The organism is Rothia sp. HMSC073B08 (assembly GCF_001812975.1).
GTDB lineage: Bacteria > Actinomycetota > Actinomycetes > Actinomycetales > Micrococcaceae > Rothia > Rothia mucilaginosa.
This window is the reverse complement of the sequence record NZ_KV811078.1, coordinates 50,668-68,109: the sequence shown is the minus strand read 5'-3', so window position 1 is coordinate 68,109 and position 17,442 is coordinate 50,668. Positions and strand designations below refer to the sequence as shown.

Below are 17,442 nucleotides of genomic sequence, written 5' to 3'. Positions count from 1 at the left end.
TTATTCGGGGTTTATGCCGGGTTTAGGAGTTGCCCTTGAGGCCCGCAACGATGGTACGTGCGTCGTAGCGGATCATGTCCAGGTAGGTGGGCACGGGGCCGTTCGCTTCGGAGAGCGAGTCCACGTAGAGCACGCCGCCGAATCGTGCGCCGGTGGCGTCTGCGACCTGGCGCATCGGGTTGTCAGAGACGGTGGATTCGCAGAACACAGCGGGCACCTGGTTCTCGCGCACGTAATCGATCGCGGAGGAAATCTGCGAGGGGGTCGCCTGCTGTTCGGAGTTGACCGCCCAAATGTACTTTTCCTTCAGGCCCGCGTCTGCCGCCAGGTAGGAGAAGGCGCCTTCGCAGGTGACGAGTGCGCGCTGGTTCTCGGGCAGGGTGGAGATTTCCTTGACGAGCTCGTCACGCACGCCCTGTAGCTGCTTCTTGTAGGCTTCGCCGCGGGTCTTGTAGTCGGCGGCGTGGGCCGGGTCGAGGGCGCTAAATTCGCGAATCATCACGTCCACGTACTTTTGCACGTTGCTGGGGCTCATCCAGGCGTGGGGGTTGGGCTTGCCCGCGTAGGCGTCCTCGGTAATGGAGATGGGCGTGACCCCCTCGGAGACAGTCACGTGCTTAGCGTGGGATTCTTCAACGAACTTCGCGAACCAGGATTCGAGGTTCAGACCGTTGTCGAGCACCAGGTCGGCGGCGTGCGCCTTCTTCAGGTCGGAGGGGGTGGGCTCGTACTCGTGGATCTCGGCGCCGGGCTTGGTGAGAGATTCGACGTTCAGGTCGTCGCCCGCCACGTTGCGGGCGATATCTGCGAGCACGGTGAAGGTGGTGAGCACGGTCTTCTTGCCGCTACTGCTCTTAGCGCCATCGGTGGTGCTGGCAGTGCTACCGCAGCCGGTGAGCACGAGTAGCAGGGTGAGTGCGAGGGCGGCGCAGAGCGCCTGGATGAGGCGGCGTGCGTTGCTGCCTGCGGGGGTGAGAGCGTTCATGAGGCATCCTTCATTGGAAGTCACGGGTTTGAGTATGTGGTTGATGCGTTTGCCGCGCCGGGACGCTAGGGACACGGTTGTGTCTGCGCAGGCATCATAATGCGCTTTTGCCTGTCGTCCCGGGCGGAATTTAACAATAGTTCGGCTAGCCGAACTTTTCAACTAAGCCACACAGAAAACCCCGAAATATTGGCAGAAACCCAGGAGCAGGCGCGCAGAAACCCAGGGCAGAAGCACCAGCAGATACAGTAAGGAGGCGAGGGATCCCTCCCCCGCCTCCTTACTGCACGCGGTTCTACGGCAAGCTATGCGCTCGGATTAGTCGGCAATCTCAACCACGACCGGCGTGTGGTCGCTTGCGCCTTCACCGGCGCGTTCCACCTTATCGATCCAGGCACGTTCCACGCGCGCGGCAAGCGCAGGCGAGAACAGCTGGAAGTCAATGCGCATACCCTCATCCTTGGTGAAGCGTCCCGCCTGGTAGTCCCAGTAGGTGTACTCGCCCGGAGTGTGCGGGCGCACTACGTCCACCATGCCCTCTTCGAGTAGGGCGGCGAAAGCGCGGCGTTCGGGTTCGGAAACGTGGGTCATTTCGTTGCGCAGGAAGTAGTCAATATCCCACACGTCGGCGTCTTCGGGGGCGACGTTCCAGTCACCGACCAGGGCGAGCTGCGATTGCGGGTTAGCCACCAGTTCGTTGTGCACGTTCTGGCGCAGCGCCTCCATCCAGCGGAGCTTGTAGTCCATATGCGGGTCGGTCAGGCCGCGGCCGTTGGGCACGTAGAGACTCCAGACGCGCACGCCGCCGCAGGTCGCACCGATAGCGCGCGCCTCCAGCACCTCGGGCTCGCCGGGCTTGCCGAAGTGCGGCTGGTTATCGAAGCCGCGCTGCACATCTTCGAGGCCAACTCGGGAGGCGATTGCCACGCCATTCCACTGATTCAGGCCGAAGTGCGCAACCTCGTAGCCCATGAATTCGAAGAGGTCGAAGGGGAAGGTTTCGTCCTTGGTTTTGGTTTCTTGCAGGGCGAGCACGTCAACGTCGTGTTCGTCGAGCCAGTCTTCGACGCGGTTCTCACGGGCGCGGATTGAGTTGATGTTCCAGGTGGCAATCTTCATGCCTTCTAGCTTAGCGGGTGCAGAGCATGCACCTTTCATTGCACGGAAGCGATTGCGCGGCGGCACGGGCGCTCGCAACCTGCCAGAACAGCACAGCACCCGGAACAGAGCACCGCCCGCCTGCGCAACCTTCGGGTCGCACCGGCGGGCGGTGAATATATGCGCTAGTCAGCACTGCATCTAGTCGGTATTACCCCTAGTCAACGGCTTCCTAGTCAACGGCGGGAGTGCCCACAACCTTCAGACCCTTATCGCCGTACGCCTTGAGCATGTACAGGGCATCGGAGAAGTACAGGGGGCTGGCGGGGTCCACCACGTCTGCCGCGCCGTCACCGTCGCGGTCCACTTCGGGGTAGGTGCCGAGCGTGCGGGCTGCCCAGCGGTTTTCGGTCTTGAACTGCTCAGCCTTCTTGGCTTCGGCACGTAGTGGACGGCGGATCTGTCGCAGGCGTGCGGCACCGTCGGGGCTACCTGCGGCACGATACAGGAACGCGGCGAGGGTGTGGCGGGTGGCGTACTCGTCCGGGTGGAAGAGCCCGTCATCCCAGCCGGAGGTGATGCCCGCATCCGCCGCCCAGATGTAGGCGGGGTAGTCCGGGTTAGTGGTTGCCACATCCTTGTAGGGGGAGGTCTTGGGCAGGTTCTTGACGGTCGGCGATCCCGCCATGCGGTAGAGCATGCGCACCAGCTGGCCGCGGGTGACGGTTGCGGTGCTGTGGCGGCGGGTGACGGTGTATTCTTCGCTGTCGAGGTAGCCGTGGCAGACCGCCCACACGCCGGGGGTGGCGCTCATGGTGCCGAGGAAGTTGGCGACGCATTCGACGTAGCTGGGGTCGTCCTTGGGCTGGTGAAGTTTGATGAGGCCGTTGGCTGCGGCAGGTTCGGCGGCGTGAGCTACAGCCTGGTGGGAGGCGATGGCGGAGGTGCCTACGGGCAGGGCACCGAGGGCGAGGGCGAGGGCGAGGGTGAGAGCGAAGGTGCGGCGTGCGCGAGTGGTGGGTGTGAGGACTCGGGAGATAACCGGAAGCATGGGCTGTCCTTATGTAATTGTGGTTGGGAACCGGCCGGAAGGAACCGATTTTTGGGTCGACCGCGGGGTCGCCAATGGAGCGAATAAGAAAAGGGGAAGGGTAGTGGTCGTTGAGGAATAGTGAGAAGCGGCAATGAATAGGAGCTGACGTGCGGCGATACGCGGTTTTGATGTGTACCAATGATGTGCGTGTTGCGCATGCTGTCGCACGGCTATGGTGGTGCACAGTGAATGGACTGTTTTACACCGCCATAGAAAGTTTAAAGTACATATTAATATTTTATTCAATATTTAATTGAGACTTTTATCAACTAAAAATTAAACATTGTTCTAAACGACAAAGCAGCTGCGAATGGTATGTATTCCATTCGCAGCTGCCCTGATTCTTAGCCGACATGTGGCGGTATAACGCGCCCACTAGGGCACACGCGCCTCCCTCACGATTCACAGGAAAGTCCTGGACCGGTTCGGGCGTGTCTACTAGCCTCTACTAGCCGCGCATCACGTTATAAGCTTCCTTGGTGAGCTGACCGGCGGGCGAGGTGGAGTGGCGCAGTTCCTCAACCTCAATGACCACGTTTGCGCCAATTGCGCCAGTAATGTACACGCGGCGGCCGAGCATATTACCCTCACCGATGCGGTCGTCCTTGGCGGTGCCTTCGGTGATGCGCAGGTCGTAAATCTTGTTTTCAATGTAGAAGCCGTACAGGGAGGCGGGCTTCTCCGGGGGGTTGTAGGAGACAGGCGCGACCATGCGGGTACCGCGCGCGTTACGGCTGATGTACCAGTTGGCGGCCTCGTCGGCGCGGGCGGCGCCGCTGACGGTGCCAGCCCAGCTGGAGCCTTCCGCTTCGCATCCGATGAAGATGTTGTGCGCCCACTCAACGAGCCAGCCGTGGCCCGCGTTGGAGCGTGCGGTGCAGCCGATGAACATGTTGCGTTCACCCTGCACGATCCAGCCTGCGCCAGCGTGGCGGGTGGCGGGCTCGTAGAGGGCGTTCTTGTTGCTGGTGCGGTGGTTGCTGTTGCTGGAGCAGTTCTCGAACTTAGCCTGCGCCGCGTACACCTCAATACCGGCGTAGGAGCCGCCGCTGAGATTCGCCTCGGCAACGTCGATACCGCGCAGCTTGTTGTCTGCCGCGCCGGAGTTCTGGCCTTCGTTGGGGCGGCGGGGGTGGCCGGCGGGTTTGCCGAGCAGCAGGCCCTGGTTGAGGGTGCGGCGGATGGTCACGTCGTCAATTTTCATGCCCTGGTCATCCAGGCCGAGCACGGCAACGCCGATGGCGGTGTCCCAGACTTCCACGCCGGCGATAACGGGCACGATGTCCGGTTCGTTGAGCATGTCGCCGGTCAGGTGGGTGTGGAAGATGACGCCGGCGACGTTATTCAGCGGGGTGGTGTGCGCATCGAGCGGGTAGCTGCTGATGGGGGTGTTGGCGGCGTTAGTGCGGATGTGCAGGTTGCGTACGCCCATACGCATGGGCTTGTTGGCGTTGTAGTTGCCGTAGACGGGGGTGGTGTAGCTGCCGACGTGGAACACGCCGGTGTATTCGGTGTGGCCGTTGGCGGTGGTGGGGATGGCGCGGTCGGAGTGCGCGATGACGACGGTTGAGGAGCCGTAGCCGAAGATTTCGACACGGTGCTTGATATCGATGAAGGGGTAGGAGACGCGGTAGATGCCGCGGGGTAGTTCTACGGATCCGCCGCCGCGTGCGGCGACAGCGTCAACGGCGCGCTGGATGGCTGCGGTGGAGTCTTTGGCACCGGTGGGGTCTGCGCCGTAGTTGATGGCGTTGATGCTCATGGGCGTATCGGGCATGAGTGGCTCAATTCTTTCGATGGGTACCGCGTTCGGTGCTGAAGGCGGCGTGGTGAGTGAATTGAGTGAATACGGCAGTATGCGGTGAATACGGTGCTGCGTGGGTGCAGTGTTGAGTTTGTGTGGTGCGGTGTGTTGGGCGCATTTCTGCGGGTGTTTTGGCGTGTGTGGGTCTGTGCACCGGCAGACCTGCCTTCTGCTCAAGGGTACCGCATTGAGCGTGTGGAGGCGATGACCGGGCACTGTGATGCCCGCTCCCCTGCCCCGTTTTTCTACGGTTTTTCGGCTGTTTTGGGTGCGGGTTAAACAACTGAGGGGCGGGGAATAATCCCCGCCCCTCAAGCGTATGCGTCGTATTTTATTTGTGGGTTCCGACAACCTGGTACCCGGAAGTATGAAAATCTCGAATCATTGAATATACCGTCCTCCTGTCAAGGATGGTGGTGGGTTTAGCGGTCTTGAGATTATCCGGTTCGTTTTCATTAACAGGCACCTTGGGGTACGGAGCGATAGCTACGGTGTACCAGGAAGTTTCTTTCCAGAAAGGTTTTCCGATGGGGGTAATATCTTTAGCTGCGTAGTTGTAATGTTCCCATGTGCGGTACCACAGCTTTTGTGGGCTACCGGCAGCACGGTAGAGGAAAGCGATAACGGTGCTGGTAGTTGCACGATCATCGGGATGGAACTTGCCATCAGACCAACCATTTGTAATTCCCTCACGTGATGCCCAAATAGCAAGAGGGTAGGTGGGCTCATAGGTCTCCACGTCTGCGTATGGGGATACTTCAGGTAGGTTTTTGACTTCAGGGTATCCTGCTAGACGGTATAAAGCAGCGATAACGTCCATTCTGCTGGCAGAACTATTGGGAATTTCGTAAACGTTTGTAGAAATCAAGCCATTACAATATGCCCAGATATCTGCTATCTGGCCGCGTCCGTATTGCTTATCCAGGAGACAGTCACTAACTGCGCCAGTATAAAATTTACTGGGGTTGCGGTAGAGGTTGTTCCCTTCCGCATGTGCGGGGAGGGGCGCCAGCATCAAGGATGCGGCAATACCTGCTACCCCCAATGCTTTGAGGGGGCGAGGGAGGGGGGTCATGTTACTCTCCAGAAATCGGTGATGTGAGAACGACATGTTGAGTGAATCAGCTAAATACTAGCACCACATCAAGGAATCTGAACCCCGTTGTATGTAGGCAATGTGTCACTTGTATCTTTGCTTATTGAAACGGCTGTCCGTCCCAGAAAAGCTGCGTTCGGTAGTGGGAATAGCCAAAAAAGTTACCCAGCAATCTTTGGAACTAAAAACTTCAACGTCTGAGGGGCGGGGATTACTCCCCGCCCCTCAGACGTATGCGTTTTAAGATTTTGTAATCACGAGCCTCAGCCCGCGTAGCTCAACCCGTGAGGGTTAGCCCATGAACACGCCGTTGCCGCGCTTCTCCAGCTGCTTCGGCGCGAAAGTCGCGTGGCGGATGTGGTCCACCTCAATGAGCACGTTATCGCCCATAGCACCGGTCACGTGAACACGGCGGCCAATCATGTTGTTCTCACCAATACGGTCATCCTTCGCGGACGCAGTCGTAATGTGCATATCGCGAATGTTGTTCTCAATGTAGAAACCGTACAGGGAAGCCTTCGCCCAGCTGTAAGGGTTGTGCGAACGAGGAGCCACGAAGCGGCTACCGCGTGCGTTACGGCCAATGTACCAGTTCGCCGCCTCGTCACCTCGAGCAGCGCCGGTAACAGCGTCCTGGAAGCTCGAAGACTCACCCAGGCAGCCAATGAACTGGTTGTTACCCCACTCCACGAGCCAGCCGTGACCGGCGTTCTCCTGGGCGGTGCAGCCAATGAACATGTTGCGGGTGCCCTGAATGAACCAGCCTGCACCCACGTGGCGGGTCTTCACCTCGTACAGGGCGTTCTTACCCTGGTTACGCTTGTTGAACCAGCTGGTGGATGCCTCGAACTTGGACTGAGAAGTGTAAATCTCAATACCCGCGTAGGTGCCGAAGCTCATGTTTGCGTCAGAGACGTCAATCATGGAGAACTTGTTATCTGCCGCGCCGGGGGTGTCACCCTCACGGCGGCGCAGCGGGTGGCCGACAGGCTTACCGACCAGCAGGCCCTGGCGCAGGGTCTGGCGGATGCGGATCTTGTCAATCTTCATGCCCTGGTCGTCCAGGCCCAGGATCGCAACGCCAATGGCGGTGTCCCAGATTTCGATGTTGGACAGGGTGGGAACTGCGTCCGGCTCACCGGGGTTAGCGTCCGCAATGCGGGTGTGGAAGATGACGCCTGCAACATTGTCGACGGGCTGGGTGTGTTTCTCCAGGAAAATCTGGTTGCTCTTAGAATCCAGCGGCAGGTTGTACTTGTTGGTGCGGATGAACAGGTCACGCACGCCCATACGCATGGGCTTGTTCTGGTTGGTGCCACCGCTCATGGGGGTGGTGTAGCTACCGGTGTGGAAAACGCCGGTGCATTCGTAGCTACCGTTCTTAGACGACGGGATGCTCTTGTCGGTGAAAGCGACGATTCGGGTTGCCTGACCGTGGCCGAAGATCTCGACGCGGTGCTTCATTTCGATGAAGGGGTAGGAGACGCGGTACATGCCGCCGGGAATCTCCACGGAGCCGCCGCCCTGCGCAGCAACATCATCGATAGCCTTCTGGATAGCACTAGTGGAATCTCGTACGCCGGTGGGGTCAGCGTTGTACTTGGAATCGCATACGTTCACGCTCATGATGGTAGCCATGGAGTGTCCTCTTTCTTGGCGGATACAAACAGCGATTAGCGCATAGATGGAATCTAAGCGCGTCATTAAGCTGAGTGTATCCAGTTGTGTTTGAGTGAATAAGTGGTTTTGAGCTTCCTTCCGGTTGAGTGAGTGAATCTCTTCCGATGTGGGATGCGGGCGGGGAGTGAATCCGCTACATCAACGCTCGTGGGCGGTGTGAGGGAGTGAATCTCAACCGTTCCCATGTGAGTCATAAATTCTTGCATACAGGATGCGAATCTGTCTAACCCACGACAAAACATTCTAGGGCAAATTTGGGGCTTTTTCGCCGCTCAACGCCCGATAGTGTTGATTGTCTCCTCGGTCACTTTTATGCAATAGAGTGCACATACCCCACAAAAACCCAACTGACCAGTACAAATACCACATTTTGCACATAAATGCACTAGTCAGGGAATTTTTGGCAGTGCGCGCCAAATCACTTCATAAACCGATTGATACGACCCAAAGTCCCCCATTAAAACCCCTCATCAGAGGCTTATCTCACAGACTCAGAGGCCCCCAATAGCACCCGCCAGAGAGCCCACTAGGCACCCTGGCGAGCACCCCGGCAGACACTTCTAACAGACACCCGGCAAGCAACCCCAGCAGATAGGATTCAAGCCCCTACTGAACTTCCTTCGCGGAGGCGGCACCCACCACATCCAGGCGCGCATAGCGGCCCGCGAGCCAGGTACAAATCATCAACTGAACCTGATGGAAAATCATGATCGGCAGCATCATCAGACCCAGCGAGCCCGCACCAAAAATAATGATCGCCATCGGCAGGCCAGCCGCCAGCGACTTCTTCGAACCGCAGAACTGAATCGTAATGCGGTCGGCACGGTTGAAGCCCAGACGCTTAGCCAACTGGTCAGTCAGCCACAGCATGAACACCACAATAATCGCCATGAGCACGACCAGCAGCACGATCTGCCACCACGCCACGCGCGTCCACACACCCTGCACCACCGAAGCGGAAAACGCCGAATACACAATCATCATGACCGAGAACTTATCCAGCCACTTGGTCGTCGGCTTCTTAGCGAACTCCCCCACCCAGCGGCGCGTCAGCTGACCGAGCACGAACGGCAGGAACAGCTGAACGGCGATGTCCAGGAAGACCGTTCCGGAGAACTCAATATGGCCCGTGTTCATCAGTAGCATGGCGAGCAGCGGGGTCGCCACCACACCCACAATCGAAGAGAGCGAAGCGCTCACAATCGCCGCCGCCACGTTACCGCCCGCAATCGAGGTGAACGCAATCGATGCCTGCACGGTCGAGGGCACAAAGGTCAAGAACAGAATGCCCATGTACAGCCCATCACCGAGCACAAAACGCAGTGGTGAAAGCGCCAAACCGACCAGCGGGAACAGCACGAACGTGCAGCTCAGAATCATCAGGTGCAGACGCCAGTGGGTCAGACCGCGAATAGCCTCCGCGGTGGAGAGGCGAGCGCCGTACAGGTAGAACAGCAGGGCGACCGCGAACTTCGTTCCGGTGCTGAACCAGTCGGCGAAGTCGCCGCGCGCCGGCACGATAATTGCGAGGATGACCGCGCTAATGAGCATGGTCAGCAGCGGGTCGAGCTTGATGGAGCGAAGTGATGAAAGCATGCTGTCCATTCTATGCCTGCGGCATGCAGCGGATGCCGTGGCGGGCGCACCTTCTCACCTGGGGGTCACGCAGGGAGAGCTTAGGAGTGTGCAGGAGGCGGTTAACAGCCGAACCCGCCGGAGTGCGTTAGCACCCCGGCGGGTTCGTGAAGGTTATTGAGCTGTGCGGCTCAGATGAGGCGTTCAGAGCGCACCCGGGTGGCTACTGGCTACTTCTTATCGCCGTCGAAGCCGTAACCGTACGAGCCACCCTCAGAGGAATTGTTGCCGTACTGGCCGTAACCGTACTGCTCGGGAGCAGACTGGCCATTAGAAGACTGACCGTTAGGCTGGCCATTAGAGGGCTGCTCAGGGGCGGGCTGGCCTGCACCGTTCTGGGCTACACCGTTCTGACCTGCGGCAGGCTGACCGAAGCCGGGCTGCTGACCGTACGCAGGCTGATTGGGTGCGGGCTGACCCGGTGCGGGCATCTGCGGGCCACCGGGAGCACCCGGTGCCGGCACGCCACCGGCGGCAGCGTACGCATCCCAACGCTGGCCGTGGAAGGCACGAGCCTGCTCGGTGAGCCAGCCAGCGAACAGCGTAGAGTTCGCGTCGAACTCAGGGGCGTTCTCGGGCTTGGAGTACACGTCCACGGTTTCCAGGGTGTGGTCAGCCCAGGTGTCCTGGTGCTCACGCATGAACTCGGTGGACTGAATCGGGTCAGGCCACATGTGCACCGGCTCAGACGCCGGAATCAGCACAGGAACGCGCGGTGCGGCATCCTTGACCGGGTTCTCCGTCGGGCGCCAGAACAGGCGGCCCGGCTGGGTGCGGTCACGCAGCGCGTGCGCACGCCACGTGAGGATGGGGTGGCTTGCCAGCAGGTTCACGTACCAGACGGCAAGACCGCGGTCGGTCACGGCACGGTCGGCAAGCTCATCGAAGTTGACCTGCTTGTTCAGGTACTTACCTGCCGCAAGCACCTTGACGGCACCCTCAGCGCCCTCGGGGCAGAAGCGGTAGCCGAAGTTGTCGGCGGTGTATTCCTGCGAGCGGGACAGCGCACTCGACAGCACCGGAATCTGGTTGAACAGAGTAGTGAAAATCAGACGGAAATAACCGACGTGACCTGCGGCGATGTGGCCAACCTCGTGGCCAATGATGAAGCGCAGCGCCTGCGGGTCACGAGACTTACCGCCAATCTCGAACAGGTCGGAGTACAGGCAGATGTAGCGGCGGAAACCGTGACCTGCCGCGAAAGCGTTCATGGTGCCGTTACCGAGGACGACGTACGCATCCGGCACGCGGCGCAGACCCGCCGCCTCCGCTGCTTCGGCGAGCATCTGGTACGCCTCAGGGAACTGGGTCGGGGTGATGCGCACACCGCGAACACGCTGCTGCGCGTAGTAGATTGCACGAACAATGAAGATGGCAATGGGGCCCAGGATGAGCAGACCAACCGTCTGGAAAATCAGGTCTTCCAGGCTTGCGGAGGTGCTGCCGGAAGGTACTCGAACCGAGCCTTCACCGGTTGAGTTGAAGACGTAACGCATCATCGAGCTGAACAGGTCAGCCAGCGCCATGAACAGCACAATGTAGCCGACCGCGGTGACGGCGTAGGCGGCGACCAGCCACGGAATTTCGGAGGGGTGACGCAGCGCGTGCAACACCTTCGGTGGCAGCATCGACTGGTAGGCGAAGAGCTTCGGCTGGGGCAGGGGGCTGACCGGCTTCTGGCGCTCGTCTTCGGGGAGCCAGCCGGCGGAGAGGTCCTGCGGGAGGGGCTCACCGGGGGCGTGGAATGCCTGCTGGCCGGGCTGGGCGTTGAACTGTCCGCCGGGCTGCTGGTGGTTTTCAGGGGGTTGAGTCATGTCTCGTCCGCTTCGTATCGAGTGTTATCTGATTCCACTCTATCGTTTTTGGGCACTTACTAGTGAATGTGAATGCGCTTTTTCTCACGGAACGCTCACCACTTCTCATCTTCCCTGCAATAGCCCGCCAAGAGATACAATGCTTAGCTTTTCTCCCTATTGATGCATGCAGAGGGGCCGGTTCCGCACACGTGGTGCGGAACCGGCCCCTCCAAAAGCTGACAGAAGAATAGCGTCTACTTATTAGGGACACCACTCCCTAATACACTAAAAATCCATCAACTTTATACTCAAATAAACATCACAATATATAAATCTCAATCCAAGATTGAAGTAGGTCGAATGGGTCACTACTCCATTCAGACCTAATGCAAGCTGATATTAAACAGCTGCCGAAAGATAAGTGACAGTACCCCAGGGGGAAGTCACAATAACGCGGTACTGCACCGGAATGACCTTTGCCGACTGATGCGCGGGGTCACCGTAGGTGTGCTTACGCAGGTAGGTCATGTACGACACAACGTCTTGACCAGCATTGGGGTGGGTAATGTTAGCCATCACCTGAATATCCCAGGACCAGCCGTCGCGGCCTTCAGCAGTCGTGTAGTGCTTACCGTATGCGTAAGTCCACAGGGGGCTGTTTTCCTTGGGAGGACGGGGACCATCCGGGAAGTGCAGGTAGTTGTACTTACCGTGAGCGATGTAGGTAGAGCGGCTGCCCTTGTAGTTGTCGTTGAGGCGAACAACCGGGGGGTTTGCGCCCTTGCCCTTGTAGCCTTCGGCGTAGTACATGTTGTTCTTGCGGTTTGCGTCAGACTCACCGAATGCGAAACGGTCCGCACCGGTGGGGGTCGGTGCATAGGAGACGTCACCTGCAACGTTCTCAACACGAACGTTGATGATAACGCCGCCACCAACGCCACCAACGCCGTCCTTGGAGGTGTAGTCAGGGGTGTCCTTGCCGTTCGGGGGGTAAATCGGCGGGAAGTCGCTCACACCCTCGTAACGACCCCAGGGGTAAGCAAGCTTATTTTCGGGGGTGGTGTTGTCGATGAAGTAGGTCTGCGGCTGGGGGCTGCAGTTGGAGGTGGGCATTACTGCCCATTCGTATTCTTCATTCACGGTACCCTTGTAGCGGCGACGGTTGGCACGTTCACCCCAGGGCACGGATACGATGGTGCCGTATTCGCAAGGGTTCTTGGATGCGGCGTAGGCGGGCACTACGGCGGTTGCTGCCACAACGGGCGTTGCCCATGCTGCACCCTTGACCAGGGTACGACGGCCCATCAGCTTTCCACTTTGTTCGGAGTGGCTCTTAGTCGAGTGAATATCCATTACCAAGTCTCTCTCAATTGGAATGAGTTTTGCACATTGATCCACTTTATTTCTGCATAAAATATACAGATATAAAAGTTATCGCAGTATGTGTTTAACGTACAGTTCAGAGTGTGCTCTCAGAATTCTTTTGCGGCTATAAGTCCGCTTCAGTTCTTTTCGATGAACACTCGTTATATGAACACGCTTTATATGGAATCACAAAAATTTGTATTTATTGTTTCATATTGTGCAACAACTTGGATCGATAAAAAATTCCTAACAGAATTAATCTAGGATTATCAATCTTTTTTCACCCTCAACCTTAACTGCCATCAATGTTGGAATGTTGCGAATCAATGCACTCAACCCCCCCCCTTGCACAACTTTCCCAAGCAAGCAATAAGTTTACACTTTATGCAGCATCTAAACCCACACTTTCAACTAACTTTCATTCTTGTTCCCAGTGTGATGAATGATACATATGTAATACATGCTATATTGGCGTAATGTTGTATTGTAAAGTGAGTTGAATCATATGCATTTACTCTAATGGATGTTCAAAAACAAGTCCGCTGCAGCACCCGTACGGAACGGGAACTGCAGCGGACTGCCTATATTCAACCGCCTATACGGCGGGGTGCGTGGGGCTTAGAGGCTCTTGACGAGTTCCTCGGTAGCCTCAGCGATAGCCTTCTCCTCGTTGGTGGGGATGACCAGCACCTTGATAGCGGAATCCTCGGTGGAAATCACGCGCGGCTCGGGGGAACGCTTAGCGTTCTCCTCCTCGTTGTACTTGATGCCCAGTGCGCCGAGGCGGTCCAGGACCAGCTTGCGGAAGTCGCCGGAGTTCTCACCGATACCAGCGGTGAAGATCAGTGCCTGCGCGCCGCCAACAACCAGGTTGTAGCCGCCAATGTACTTCATCAGGCGGTAGGAGGTCATGTCCAGTGCGAGCTGTGCACGCTCGTCGCCGGACTGTGCAGCCTCAACGACCTTACGCATGTCGTTGGAGCCAGCCAGTGCGAGCAGGCCGGACTCCTTGTTCAGGATGGTGTCCAGGCGTGCACCGTCGATGCCCTCACGAATCAGGATGGTGGTCAGTGCCGAGGGGTCAATGTCGCCGGAGCGGGTACCCATGATCAGGCCAGCCAGCGGGGTGTAGCCCATGGAGGTGTCGACGGACTTGCCGCCCTTCACAGCGGTCACGGACGCGCCGTTACCGAGGTGAGCAACGATGCCGTTGAACTCGTCGCGTGCAATGCCGAGCATGTCAGCTGCAACGTGGGAGACGTACTCGTGGCTGGTGCCGTGGAAGCCGTAGCGGCGGATGCTGTACTTGTCAGCCAGGTCGTAGGGGATTGCGTAGCGCCATGCTTCTTCGGGCATGGTGGAGTGGAACGCGGTGTCGAAGATAGCGACCTGCGGCAGGGAGGGCCACTTGTGCATTGCTGCGCGCATGCCCTGAGCGTGTGCGGGGTTGTGCAGCGGTGCCAGCGGGGAGAGGTCGTCGATCTGCTGGACAACTTCCTCGGTGAGCAGGGCGGGGTGGGTGAACTTCTCTGCACCCTGCACCACGCGGTGGCCGACTGCCTGCAGCTCACGGCCTGCCAGGACGGGCTCAAGCTTCTCAGACATGATGTCGAATGCGACTTCGTGGTTGGGCACGTCGGTGCCGATGTTTTCGACGAGGCCGGAGGTCAGCATCTGCTCTGCCTCGGGCAGGGAGGTGTCACGCACCTGGTACTTCAGGGAGGAAGAACCGGCGTTCACAACGAGAATAAGCATGAAAGTATCTTCTTTCGTAGTTTTCTTTTCTGCTCCATTCTCGCACTTTTCGAGCCTGCGTGCGAGACGGCCCCAACTGTGTTTTTAACGGGGGTTTTTACGAGGGGTGGTATAGAGGCATTATCGGGTGCAGGAGGGGCGGGTGTGCACAGTGTGGCGCCGTACTCGTTCAGAAGTGCCACCGACGAATCGGTCCAGGCTATAGGTTTGGCCCTATAGATTCGCGTTTCGTCCTCGATAGTTCTTGGAGAAAAACGTAGTACTTGGGTCAGCTCACGCATCTAAATTCACCACTTCTTTGAAACGATTAAGGTTAGAGCGCGAGTGAAGGACAATCACAACCTGCTTGTCACTGCCCTCGATAGCGCACGCCATCGATTCGAGCTCAGTGCGCTCCTCTGACGGAGTGAGACTCTTCAAGGTCTCATCAAGCAACACAAGCCGGGCAGCGCCTTCACGTAACACGGAACGCGCAAGCATGAGCCCGCTCGAATTCGATGCTTCAGATGCGAACGGATCGATATCCGGTACGATTACCACTTCGCCTTGGGGATACCGGCGGTATAGAGCATCAAGCATGACGGACTTCCCCGCGCCAGTTGGTCCAATCAAGGCAACCATAGAACACCCAGAGTCAAGAACGCTCTCAAGCAGAGCCAGGTCAGCAGACCGCACGGGCGGATAAGAACGGTCGGCCCGGTGCTCTTCAAGCATCCGAACACGCTCCGCAGTCAAGCTGACTACACCAACCTGTTGCAGCGTCTCCACCGTAGATTGGATGCCAGATGACAGAGTTACTGCAAAATATATTACGACCGCGGGAGCAACCACTGAGTTCGATCCTTCGACCATCAGTGCCAATACCACTGCAGAAACATTCAGTGACAACACAAGCGACTGAATCAGTCCCGTACGCAGTGCGTAGGCGTTCGCCAACTGAATCGAGCTGCTGACGTATGCAGCCTCCGAATGAGCGTAGGCTTCTTCTCCAGCCCGACGTAGCCCTGCACTGACGGGCGCAGCGTGTAAGCCAGCCTGGGCACCAACCACCCCGATGAAGTCACCTCGGCGATTGGCAGCCGTCGTCGAGGCAGGGAGAATCCACTTTGAACCCTGACGCATAGCAAGCATCGCTAGGGGTGCTACCGCCAACACAACGATTATGAACAGCGGGGCGCCAGCCACTGCGCCTCCGATGAGCATAAAGGTCTGTAGAATGACCATAAATACCGAACCCAGGGCGCTAGGCACCGACATCTGAAGGTCGGAGAAGTCTTCACCCATCCGCCCCATGACCGCACCGCTTGTTCTAGGACTAGCGAATCGATCGAGCCTCCGTATAACCCGGTCGTGCAAATCGCTCAGCCTAGCGATGGGAGCCCAGTAGAGCGGGCCAAAGAACATGACGGACCCAACAATTGCTGCCAGTGCGCAAGCAGCTGACACTCCAGCAACCTGAGCAGACAGCCCATCACTGTGAGCAATCGTCAATGCAAAAGCAACTTCGGATCCGCTCAAGAGTAGGGCGCCACACGTAATCCACACCAAATGCGGTCCAAACAACAACAGGGCCGATCGTCGGAATGTGGCACGCTTCGGCTCAGGGTCAGGAAGGTCCTGTCCCTCGCTCACATCCGTCGAACCAGCATCTGCCTCCTTAGCTGCCCCGGGGCTATGAGCCTGCAACTCAAGAGGGTCTACCCTCGCATCATTGCCGGAGGTGAAGGCACTCGGTACGTACTCCTCCGAGCTTGCCAGAAGTGTGCACGTTGGCACGCACTCTAAGATCCTCTCGGCAACCACTTCTCGTGTTACAGGATCAAGCGCTGCGAACGTATCGTCCAAAATTAGCCAGTCCGGTTTGTCTGCCAAAACGATAGCGACAGCAGCACGGTGTCTCTCTCCTGACGACAAGGTTGTTGCGTCTTGCCAGAACCGCCCGATCACATCCTCAGTGAGCCCCATACCTAAAGCGAGGCTAGTGAACCGGGATACCTGATGTGGCGAAGCAGAAGCTCGCCACGCTGACAACACCGAATGGGACACTTCCGGGTTGCGTGGTACGAAAGCAGAATCGGGGGTGGTCACGGATGTGCGCAATGCTTCAGCGCGCTCAGACGTAGATGCAAGCACCTCTCTAGAATTTGAAGGCTGCCCCACCAAGTCCTGCTGTTTAACCGTGCAATTTGGAGACGACTCGAGCTTGTCGAGCTCACGCATCATTGGCACAGCGAGCCGAATAACCCGATAGTTTACGATGTTGTTCTGCACCGCTGCGTACAGGTAGCGGGCTGCCAAAATAATTCCAATACCGAAATGAGCGGATGGCCAGAGCCACGCGCCGAGAACCGCAACCACAGCGAGCACCGCAGTTAGTGCTCCCCGTTCAAGGAATCCATTCAGGACCTGCAACGGGACCCGTCTGCGCAGAAGCTGCTCTTCGGTGTTTCGGATGCTAGCGACCTTGTCCAGGGCGGTACCCCAGCTGGGGATGCTTCGCCCTCGAGGCAACGCGTTTGCTACACGCTGGATCCACTGCCTACGCTCTCCCTCTAGAGCGACGTACTGTTCCCATAGTCGGCCCACCAAGTTGATGAGACGGACGCTGACGAATACCAATCCAGTGATGAGCAACGCAGCGATGGCGCCGCTTGCACCATATAGCGCGAGCGAAGCCGCGAGAAAGGCAATAATCTGAACGGTTGAAACGGCGAAATCAACAACGAAGGCAAACTGGCTGATCTGTCCTGGGTATGTGAGAACATGTCCGTGAGCTTCCGGCGGATGGGATGACCTACTAAAGATGTCCCGGAAACGGCGGTATGTGAGCTGTCGAACCGCGATCGTGAGAATAAGCTCTTGGCGTTCCTTCACCCAGTACCCTAGGCTTTCAGCCAGGAAAGCGAAGATGAGTAACCAAATAGCACTGCCTGGGGTCCTCTCACCTGACGTTACCTGGCCGATACCTGCCGTAATCATCAGAGCCCCTGCAACATTCAGTAGGCCAGCGGTGAAGACGGTGAAACTCGTGCTCGTTGGCGCGAATACCAAAGCAAGCCAGCGGATCCGTCTCGGCAGGTTCCGCGCTATCCTTTGATAGCGCACATACAAGTGCTCGATGGGCATGTCTCTCAG

The 17,442-nt window shown here is 58.0% G+C and carries 11 protein-coding genes; all 11 read right to left on the bottom strand.

The features are described 5' to 3' along the window. Positions 1 to 22: 22 nt before the first annotated feature. Positions 23 to 985, bottom strand: coding sequence for a metal ABC transporter substrate-binding protein (locus HMPREF2884_RS06100; RefSeq protein ID WP_070616282.1), 963 nt, complete (start codon positions 983 to 985; stop codon positions 23 to 25). A gap of 318 nt (positions 986 to 1,303) precedes the next feature. Then, entirely contained in the window at positions 1,304 to 2,104 is an 801-nt protein-coding gene (locus tag HMPREF2884_RS06095) for an exodeoxyribonuclease III (protein WP_070616281.1), read from the bottom strand. Positions 2,105 to 2,315: 211 nt separating this feature from the next. Beyond that, the gene (locus tag HMPREF2884_RS06090; RefSeq protein WP_070616280.1) at positions 2,316 to 3,134 is read right to left on the bottom strand and encodes an S-layer homology domain-containing protein; all 819 of its coding nucleotides are present in this window, start codon (positions 3,132 to 3,134) and stop codon (positions 2,316 to 2,318) included. Positions 3,135 to 3,624: 490 nt separating this feature from the next. Continuing rightward, positions 3,625 to 4,953, bottom strand: coding sequence for a glycosyl hydrolase family 28-related protein (locus tag HMPREF2884_RS06085; protein WP_070616279.1), 1,329 nt, complete (start codon positions 4,951 to 4,953; stop codon positions 3,625 to 3,627). A 358-nt stretch (positions 4,954 to 5,311) separates the two neighbouring features. Beyond that, on the bottom strand, positions 5,312 to 6,055 hold the full coding sequence (locus HMPREF2884_RS06080) for an S-layer homology domain-containing protein (protein ID WP_070616278.1): 744 nt from the start codon (positions 6,053 to 6,055) through the stop codon (positions 5,312 to 5,314). A gap of 312 nt (positions 6,056 to 6,367) precedes the next feature. Then, positions 6,368 to 7,714, bottom strand: a complete 1,347-nt coding sequence (locus tag HMPREF2884_RS06075) for a glycosyl hydrolase family 28-related protein (RefSeq protein ID WP_070616277.1) — start codon at positions 7,712 to 7,714, stop codon at positions 6,368 to 6,370. Positions 7,715 to 8,362: 648 nt separating this feature from the next. Further along, on the bottom strand, positions 8,363 to 9,361 hold the full coding sequence (locus HMPREF2884_RS06070; protein ID WP_371325921.1) for a bile acid:sodium symporter family protein: 999 nt from the start codon (positions 9,359 to 9,361) through the stop codon (positions 8,363 to 8,365). 200 nt (positions 9,362 to 9,561) lie between these two features. Then, positions 9,562 to 11,205, bottom strand: a complete 1,644-nt coding sequence (locus tag HMPREF2884_RS06065; protein ID WP_070616275.1) for a M48 family metallopeptidase — start codon at positions 11,203 to 11,205, stop codon at positions 9,562 to 9,564. A 381-nt stretch (positions 11,206 to 11,586) separates the two neighbouring features. Beyond that, a complete protein-coding gene (locus HMPREF2884_RS06060; protein WP_005507657.1) occupies positions 11,587 to 12,540 on the bottom strand; it encodes a hypothetical protein in 954 nt (317 codons plus the stop codon). A 630-nt stretch (positions 12,541 to 13,170) separates the two neighbouring features. Next, positions 13,171 to 14,307 (bottom strand): acetate/propionate family kinase, encoded by a 1,137-nt coding sequence (locus HMPREF2884_RS06055; RefSeq protein WP_005507659.1) that lies wholly within the window; start codon positions 14,305 to 14,307, stop codon positions 13,171 to 13,173. Positions 14,308 to 14,580: 273 nt separating this feature from the next. After that, on the bottom strand, positions 14,581 to 17,433 hold the full coding sequence (locus HMPREF2884_RS06050; protein ID WP_246827937.1) for a hypothetical protein: 2,853 nt from the start codon (positions 17,431 to 17,433) through the stop codon (positions 14,581 to 14,583). Positions 17,434 to 17,442: the final 9 nt, after the last annotated feature.